The following is an 8,790-nucleotide window of genomic DNA, read 5'->3' on the forward strand; positions in this document are numbered from 1 at the left end:
TTCCAGTAATTCTTTTTACAGTCATGGTAATGAGAAAAAGTGATGTTATCTGCAGAACAGAAAATTAAATGGTTATGTACATGACCTTTATCAGTGTGTGTTGTCAGAATATAGGAGTATTTTCCCTCCAGTAAGCGATCCGCAAGTTCTTTACCAATTTGATGGGCTTCTTCATAGGAAACTTCACCAGGGGAAAATGCCTGAATCAGATGAAATGAGTGATGAAGGCTATGAGACTTTTCTTATGGACTTGGAAGATTATAAATCGGAACTGGAAGAGAGGGAATGAATTCAAGCCAGAGTGCAGTATAGCAGGTGAAAGATGAGAAGCGAAGGAAAAAGTGTCAGCATTGAGAAGTGTTAACAGGTATATATTGGAAGAATTCAGCCAGGGGAACTCTGGCTGATATAAAAACACATCTGCAGAAATAGTGACTGAAGAAATTTTGAGTAGTGGAATTGGGAAGAAGTATTTAGATACTATAATAAAGAGATTAGCTGGCTTGTATACTAACAGAGAGGACATAGTAAACAGATTTGCGTTATTATCAGGGATTGTAGGGAGATTCCGAAGAGCTTTTGTTCAGATGATGAAACAATAGGATTGGTACAGGAAATATATGGAACAAAAGTTAATAAAGGGATTTGTTGCGTTTTCTGCTATAATAATCTGCCAGCAAAGAATGTGTTGTCTGAATATGTTTGTGATTATAAGAAACGAGCAGGGTTATTTCAAAGATCAGCAGATTTAGAGTAGTTCTTTTTTTTCTGAGAGAAAATTAAAAATCGTTTTTGGTTCTTCTGGAGAGTGATTATAGCGTTTGGGAAACATCCGGAGAAACCATTACCTCAGAGTGTCGTAAAGTTCTTTATCAAAGAAGGCTTTGAGATGCCCTTTCTTTTTTATGCAAATCTTTTCTCTTGTCTACATATATAAACCTAAGAAAAAGCTTGACGTTTAAATATTACAAGTGTAATATTTAAGAAATATGAAAAAAGGAGAAATAAAACTATATGAGAAAAAAGAAAAGAAAAAAAACACACGAAGATTATTACAAAAATAGTTTTATTTAGCGGTATATTGATTGGTGGTGGAATCGGTATTGTAACAATAATGAATTGTAATGTTCCTGAAAAAAGACTAATGGAATATATGAAATATATTGAAAAAGGGGAATATGAGCAAATGTATGCCATGCTGGATCAGAAAAAAAGCAGCATGAACAGTAAGGAAGAATTTATAGAACGAAATTCTAAAATATATGAAGGCATTGAGATGTCTGATCTGTCCATAACCGATATTACAGTAAAAAGACAAGAAAACGGAAATGCGGCAGTTTCCTATACAACAAATATGCAGACTGCTGCAGGAAATGTAGAATTTACCAACGATGCGGTATTTTCACATGATTGGACAGGATATCATTTAATCTGGCAGGATCAGTTGATTTTTCCAGAGTTATCTGCAACGGATAAAGTTCAGGTAACGTCAGAAGAGGCAAAGAGAGGAGATATTTTAGACAGAAATGGTCGTCAGTTGGCTGGAGAGGGAACTGCATCTTCGGTAGGAATTGTTCCGGGCAGGATGGAGAACAGAGAAGATACAATAAAAAAACTGGCAGAGTATCTTGGAATTGGAGCAGACGAAATTGAGGATAAGTTAAAAGCCGGTTGGGTAAAAGCAGATTCTTTTGTACCAGTAGCAACAATTCCTAAAATACAAGAGGTCGATCTTTTGACAGTGAATCCGGATAAAACTGTTCTGGAAGAAAAAGAAAAGCAGGACACATTATTGAAGATTCCAGGTATTATGTTATCTGATGTAAAAGTACGAACTTATTATCTAAAAGAAGCTGCCTCTCATCTGGTAGGGTATGTACAGGCGGTTACAGCCGAAGATTTGCAGGAACATAAAGGGGAAGGGTATCGTACAAACAGTGTGATTGGAAAGACTGGACTGGAAACGCTTTATGAAAAAGAACTAAAAGGAACAGATGGGTGTGAAATCTGTATTGTAGATGCAAATGGAAATAAAAAAAGTGTTATTGCATATGAGCCTAGAAAAGATGGAGAAGATATCCATATTACGATTGATGGTGATCTTCAAAGTACTCTTTATGAACAATTTAAAGAAGACAGAGGATGTTCTGTAGCTTTGAATCCTTATACAGGGGAAGTATTGGCGTTGGTAAGTACGCCATCTTATGATAATAATGATTTTGTACGTGGAATGGACAACAGCCAGTGGAGTGCATTAAATGAAAATGAAGACAGGCCTTTATACAACCGCTTTCGCCAGACATGGTGTCCTGGCTCAACTTTTAAACCTGTAATTGCTGCAATTGGATTAAAAGTGGGGGCATTTACTGCAAATGACGATTTTGGAAATGAGGGTCTGGCGTGGCAGAAAGATTCCTCGTGGGGAGATTATACAGTGACTACACTTCATGATTATGAACCTGTGATCTTGAAAAATGCGCTTATTTATTCAGATAATATTTATTTTGCAAAAGCAGCATTAAAAATTGGTGCGGATCAACTGATGCAGTCTCTAAATCAAATAGGATTTAATCAGGAACTTCCATTTGATATTAAAATGTCAGAGTCCCAATATTCTAATATGGACAAGATAGAAACAGAAATCCAGCTTGCTGACAGTGGGTATGGACAGGGACAGATTCTGGTAAATCCTTTGCATCTTGCAAGCATTTATACGGCTTTTCTAAATGATGGAAATATGATAAAGCCATATCTTCACGCGGATGGTGGAAGCACTTCCAGTGAAATCTGGATAAAAGATGCTTTTTCACCACAAATTGTTTCGGAGGTTATGGAGGGGTTAGAGGGTGTAGTGAATAACCCGGAAGGAACTGGTTATGGAGCATGCCGGGAAGACATTAGATTAGCAGGAAAAACCGGAACAGCGGAACTGAAAGCTACAAAAGAAGATACATCTGGAACAGAAATTGGCTGGTTTACAGTTTTTACTACAGATAGAGATACAAAGAATCCTATTTTGCTCATCAGTATGGTAGAGAATGTGAAAGATATTGGAGGAAGCGGTTATGTGGTGGAAAAGGATAAGGCGATACTGGATGAATATCTTGGTAATGAATAATTTTTACCTTTAAATATTACAAATGTAAGAGGAAAATGATATGAAAAAAATTTGGAAAATATTTGTGGGAGTTATTTTTCTTGCTGTCTGTAGTGGATGTGGCATAAAGAAAGAGCAGAAAAAGACAATTGAAGATACGAAAGAAAAAATTTACAGAGAGTGTGAAATGCTAGCAGAAGGCTATCGGAACATATATGAGAATGCTGTGAAAGAAAATGCACTATATGAGCTGAGTACAATACAAAAAAGTATGGATTATTTTGGAAAATATGGATATGCAGTAATTGATTCCTACAATCAGCTGGATATGGTTCAAAGTATTAAAGTAGATGATTTTTTGAAAAAAGCAGAAAAAGAGAAGAATGGAAAAACTACTATATTTCAAGTTATAGCAGGGGATTATTTTATCCGGTATGATCTGAAAACCAAACAGGGGAAAATAGACGTTGAAGTAAGCTCTTTTAAATGGAAAGAGGACACTTGGCAGGAAACATATTATCATGAGTTTAGAGCTAATTCATGGAAATATACAGAAAACGGGCATTTCTTTATAGAAGAATATCATCCGGCAGGATATGATGGACCGTCTGGATATCGGGACTTTCGGGTAGCACCGTTAAATAAAAAATGTCGGGAGTTGAATCGAAAATATATACTTCCTTTTGGATATACACTTAATAAATTGTTTACTTCTAATTGGAGTGAAAAAAATTATGATGGAATAAATTTTTATGATGTTTTTGATCGTTTACTTTCAATGGAAGAAAAAACTGATGAATTTAAGGAAGGAAAGACTTATGAAATCCCAAAAGAATCATTTGAAACGATATTTCAAAAATATTTTAATATAAGCGCAGAGATACTGCAGACAGGAACGGTATTTCACACAGAAATACAGACATATCGGTATCGAACCAGAGGAATCGTATATGATTTTGCTCCCACACCATATATTCCATATCCGGAAGTTGTTTCCTACATAGAAAATCAAGATGGAACAATAACACTGGAAGTAAATGCGGTATGGCCACAAAAAGAATTAGATCAGGCGTTTTGTCATAGCGTAACCATTCGGCTGTTAGATAAAGATAGATTTCAATATGTATCCAATTATGTATCAAGGTCAGAAATAGAGGTTACCTGGTATACGGAAAGATTATCAGACGAAAAGTGGGAGGAATGTTATGGAGATAATTGATATGATTACAAAAAGAAAACTGAAAAAGATGATGAGCGTTTTATTTATTTCGGGATGCTTTTTCATAGGAAATACAAAATGTAAAGGGGCTGATTTAGAATATATTTCACAGGAAACTGCGAATTATGCTGTACAAGAAAGAGGATATGATTTGCCAGTAGATGAAGTCGTGAAAGAAGAAGCTATTGAAGATTGTAAGAATGTTATGAATCAGATGAAAGTCATTTATCAAAAGGCGGATAAAGGGACTTCATCGAATATAGTAGTTTCTGAGACAGTAATGGAAGAAATGCAGGAAGTATTAAAGGAAAAAAATGTCCCCGTTATTACATCAGCACCGTATTCAAATATGGCTAATTATTCTAAAATGGAAGAATTTCTTTTCAGGGCAGAACAGGATCTGACAGGAGATATCGTCTTATATAGGATTAACAGGGATGGTGGGATAGAAAGACTCAAATTCAATTATGATGGGACAGATATGTATTTGCTGGCTGTGAAAGCTGTTTGGGGTATGAACGACAATCCATCTATTGTATATGTTTCGTATACAAGGATAGAAGAATGGAAATATACAGAAAAAGGCTGGTTTGGTTATACGCTATGCGTTCCAAAGTATCCGGAAGTATCAGAAGCGGTTGATGGCAGTTCTATGATAAGAATTAAACCTTTAAGTGATGAATGCAGGGAAGTTTCAAAGAGGTGTGTGTATTTGCTTGGATATCAGGGGAATAATCTTTTATGTTCTGATTGGGATAGATCTGATATGGAAGGGTTAGATTATAATGGTTTATATGAATATTTATATCGAATGAAATACGGGGAGAGATATGAGTTTTCAGGTAACTCAAGTGGAATTCCGGCAGAAGAGTTTGAAAATCTGATAATGGAGTTTTTGCCGATAACAGCAGATCAAATTAAAAAATGGGCAGTATTTGATTCGGAACATCAAACTTATGACTGGGAACGATTAGGCTGTTTAAATTATAGCCCTACTCATTTTGGAACATCTTTACCGGAGGTCGTTGAAATAAGAGATAGCGGAGAGGGAAACAGTGTGTTGGTTGTTGATGCTGTATGTGATACATTTATATGTAATGATGCCGTTATTACAAGTGAGCTGACTGTTAAGTTCAACGATGATAAGAGTTTTAAATATATGGGGAATAAAATTCTGAATAATGGTACGAAAGAAGTTCCCAAATATCAATATAGAATAAAAAGAAAGAACTGATAACAACTATCAGCCCTTTCATATTTGTTAATTCCATATATGTAATTTTTTTAAGATATCAGAAGTGATTTCAAATGCTTTTTTGCCAGTTGCATTAGAATCACTTTGGATATTGGTTGCAAAATAATAGCTGTTATCGGAAGTTTCTACATATCCGATAAACCAGCCGTTGATATCCTGTCCGTTGACACGACCGGTTCCAGTTTTTCCGTAGAAATTACCATTAGGTGTACTGGCAATTTTTATAGCATTTTTAACAGAAAATACATTTTGGAAATTTAGATGGAATTCATTTGTGTTAAATTTTTTTAATAATGTTACTTGCTCTAAAGGCGAGATTTTTAATGAAAAATCGGACCAGTATAAATCCAGATTTGAACTGGTTGTTTGGTTTCCATATTCTATTTTATTCAAAAATTCCTGGACTCTGTTAATTCCGAGCTGCGAATCAATTGCCTGGAAATACCAGTTAACGGAATTTTGCATAGCAGAGTTTAAATCCTGATCAGCTTCCCAGGATGGAAAAGGAAAGGCATCACCATTCCATGTCATGGAAGAGTGTTCTGGTGTGATGATTCCGGATTCCAACCCTAATAATGCATCGTATATTTTGTAGGTAGACTCTGGCGGAATACGTTTGGTGGCTTCTTCAAGATCGTATATTTTCCAGGAATCCAAATTATTGTCATACAAAACAAATGATCCATCATATGTTCCAAATGTTTCGGATATATCTAACAGGGAGATATTTTTGTCTGTATCACTAAAATGATATACGTTTTGAGTAGAGGCATCAATGGATAAAATGGGTGTACATCCAATAAAAACAGCACTAATGACCAGATAAATTATCAATGCTCTCATTTTTTGATAAAGAGTTTCTTTCCTAAAAACGGCGATGTTGAGAATACGTCGTTTCATCTGCCTGAAATTTCCGGACATTCCAACTGCCAGTGGAGAGGAAAAAGAGGATATTTTTTCTGCAAAATTAATCAGTGTAGTTCCATAAGCTTGGTATTCATCAGCAGAAATCATCTGCAATACAGCAGAATCACAGGCTATTTCACGGTCACAGAGAATTTCTTTTAAAGTGTACCAAACAAAAGGGTTAAACCAGTAGAGTATATTACTTATGACCATGAGGAAGCCAATAAATGTATCTTTGTGACGGTAATGCTGTAATTCGTGTAGCAGCATAAAACGCATATCATCAGGATTCAGTTCGGAAATTAAATGGATGGGAATGTAAATTCTGGGATGTATTATTCCGATTAAAACTGGTGATTTTAAAAATGCAGTACTGTAGACTGATACTGGGTGAGAGATTTTAAGTTCCTTTAAACAATTGTAATAAATAGTTTTTACCTGCTGATTTTGAAGCGGGAGAGCAGATCTTTTTATGGAACGTACATAGTTTAATGAATGAAGGGTGAGGACTGACATAATCATAACACCCGTTATCCATATTAGAAAGAGTATGGTATTCAAGCCTCCAGAAAATTGACTACTGATGGAAACTGAAAAATCATTCACCTGGTTTAACAAAATATTTTGTGTATTACTGGTAAGTTCGGATAGCGTGTCGGTACCAGAGTTAAGTCCTGAGTCAGTTTGAAAAAAATGTAACCATGAAAAAAGTTGTGAGCCATGAATCTGTACAGGAAAAAATGGCACGGCAAGTAATAAAAATAAAAGAAAACAGAGATGGTACTGTGTAGTCGCAGATAAATATTTTTTCAGAAGTTTTTTTGTTCCGATTATTACAAGTGTAAAAATACATATGAAGATATTACTGATTAAAAAGTGGATGATCCAGTTGCTCATTCAAAACCTCCTATTTCTGATGTTTTGATAATAAATGGCGTAAGTTATCAATTTCTGTTGAAGAGAGCTTATCGTCTTCAAGGTAAGAAGCCAGCATAGAAGAAAGATTTCCATTATAATATCGCTTTAAAAAAGAATTGCTTTCCTGGCGTATATATTCATCTTCTTGGACTAATGGAGTATAGACAAATACCCGGCTTTGTTTTTCGCAGGAAAGAGCTTTTTTGGAAACAAGTCTCTTGATAAGAGTTTGAATTGTTTTTGGACTCCAGCTGGTAGTTAGAGTAAGTTTTTCTGTAATTTCATTTGTATTGATGGGAGCATATTTCCATACAATTTTCATAACTTCAAATTCGGCTTCTGAAATCTGGGGTAGTGACATAATAAAATCCTCCTGCTAAATCCTACATATGTAATAAATATATTATATTACTTGTAGAAGAAAAAAGTCAAATGGCAGATGATATATAGAATATAAAATTAATAATGTAGAGGCAATAAAGGTGAAAAAGATAGAAATTATTGAGAGAATCACAGATGCTAATGGAAGCATAAGTGAAAACATATTGACTAGCTGGGAACATAAAAACCAATTCATACCGGAAATTATAAGGTTTGGAGAATTAAAAATATATCTACAGGAACGAATTGTTAAAAAGAATGATAGTGATGTTCATCTTTCAAAATATGAATATGATATTTTACTTTTTTTAGCGAAAAGTCCAGGTAGAATATTTGGAAAAGAAATGGTTTATGATCTGGTATGGAATGAACCTTATTCCGGTGATTATAATGTGGTTATGCGACATATCTGCAATATCAGAGAAAAAATAGAAGATGATCCTGGACAACCATTATATATACAAACAGTACGAGGTGTAGGATATCGGTTTAATGGGAATTTAGGCAGCGAGTGAAATCGCTGCCTATTATTATGGTTTTACAAAGAAGGGAGTTGGTTATGAGAAGATCTTTGTATTTCAGGAGCATCCTGTTTGAGATATTTGGACAGGTTTTGATGTATCAATTCCAACTCTTTTATTTCTTGCTTAAAAGAAACGTATTGAGTATTTAGAGATTCTTTTCTGGAAATAAGATCTGCAATTTGCTCTTGCAACTTATTGGAATTAAGATGTTTCAGGTTTATACCATTTTCCTGTAAAATATGTTCAGCACCCGCGAAAAGAATAATTTGAGATTCATATTTACGGAAATAACGATCTGGATCTTTGGAGCTTTTATAATGGTCGTCGTAAATTTTATTTTTCTGATATTGTTCGGCATATTTTAGCATTTCTCGAAGATGGCGTATCTGAGACTCGAGAGAAACAACAGAGGTATTTACCTCTTTTTGCTGCATATGTAACAAGGCTATGCGGTCTTCAAGTTCTGAAAAATTATGTAGATTATGTGTGA

Annotated in this window: 6 protein-coding genes and 2 pseudogenes; 4 read left to right on the top strand and 4 right to left on the bottom strand. The window is 34.8% G+C overall.

The window, feature by feature from the left end:
- Nucleotides 1–218 (bottom strand): annotated as a pseudogene (locus tag DW904_RS21960) (relaxase/mobilization nuclease domain-containing protein); the annotation flags it as partial.
- A gap of 830 nt (nucleotides 219–1,048) precedes the next feature.
- Between DW904_RS21960 and DW904_RS21965 the strand changes: the two are divergent.
- The 3 genes from DW904_RS21965 to DW904_RS21975 are packed head-to-tail and all read left to right on the top strand — an operon-like array spanning nucleotide 1,049 to nucleotide 5,550.
- Complete coding sequence (locus tag DW904_RS21965) at nucleotides 1,049–3,118, top strand: penicillin-binding transpeptidase domain-containing protein (protein WP_118584254.1); 2,070 nt, start codon at nucleotides 1,049–1,051, stop codon at nucleotides 3,116–3,118.
- A 40-nt stretch (nucleotides 3,119–3,158) separates the two neighbouring features.
- Entirely contained in the window at nucleotides 3,159–4,316 is a 1,158-nt protein-coding gene (locus DW904_RS21970) for a DUF6070 family protein (protein ID WP_015541269.1), read from the top strand.
- On the top strand, nucleotides 4,303–5,550 hold the full coding sequence (locus tag DW904_RS21975; protein ID WP_059085548.1) for a DUF6070 family protein: 1,248 nt from the start codon (nucleotides 4,303–4,305) through the stop codon (nucleotides 5,548–5,550). Before DW904_RS21970 ends, DW904_RS21975 begins: the two co-directional genes overlap by 14 nt.
- Nucleotides 5,551–5,577: 27 nt before the next feature.
- Here the strand turns inward: DW904_RS21975 and DW904_RS21980 are convergent, their stop codons facing one another.
- Together DW904_RS21980 and DW904_RS21985 are read right to left on the bottom strand one after the other, a co-directional pair.
- The gene (locus DW904_RS21980) at nucleotides 5,578–7,374 is read right to left on the bottom strand and encodes a BlaR1 family beta-lactam sensor/signal transducer (RefSeq protein ID WP_015541271.1); all 1,797 of its coding nucleotides are present in this window, start codon (nucleotides 7,372–7,374) and stop codon (nucleotides 5,578–5,580) included.
- Between the two features lie 10 nt (nucleotides 7,375–7,384).
- Nucleotides 7,385–7,759 carry a BlaI/MecI/CopY family transcriptional regulator gene (locus DW904_RS21985; protein ID WP_026077000.1) on the bottom strand — a complete coding sequence of 125 codons (375 nt, stop codon included), beginning with the start codon at nucleotides 7,757–7,759 and terminating at the stop codon, nucleotides 7,385–7,387.
- A gap of 118 nt (nucleotides 7,760–7,877) precedes the next feature.
- On the opposite strand from DW904_RS21985, the gene DW904_RS21990 reads away from it, so the two are divergent.
- On the top strand, nucleotides 7,878–8,291 hold the full coding sequence (locus DW904_RS21990; protein WP_019162151.1) for a response regulator transcription factor: 414 nt from the start codon (nucleotides 7,878–7,880) through the stop codon (nucleotides 8,289–8,291).
- Between the two features lie 23 nt (nucleotides 8,292–8,314).
- Here DW904_RS21990 and DW904_RS21995 read toward each other — a convergent pair.
- Nucleotides 8,315–8,790 (bottom strand): annotated as a pseudogene (locus tag DW904_RS21995) (rlx protein); the annotation flags it as partial.

It is taken from the genome of Ruminococcus sp. AM42-11, from assembly GCF_003480145.1.
Classification (GTDB): Bacteria; Bacillota; Clostridia; order Lachnospirales; family Lachnospiraceae; genus Blautia_A; species Blautia_A faecis.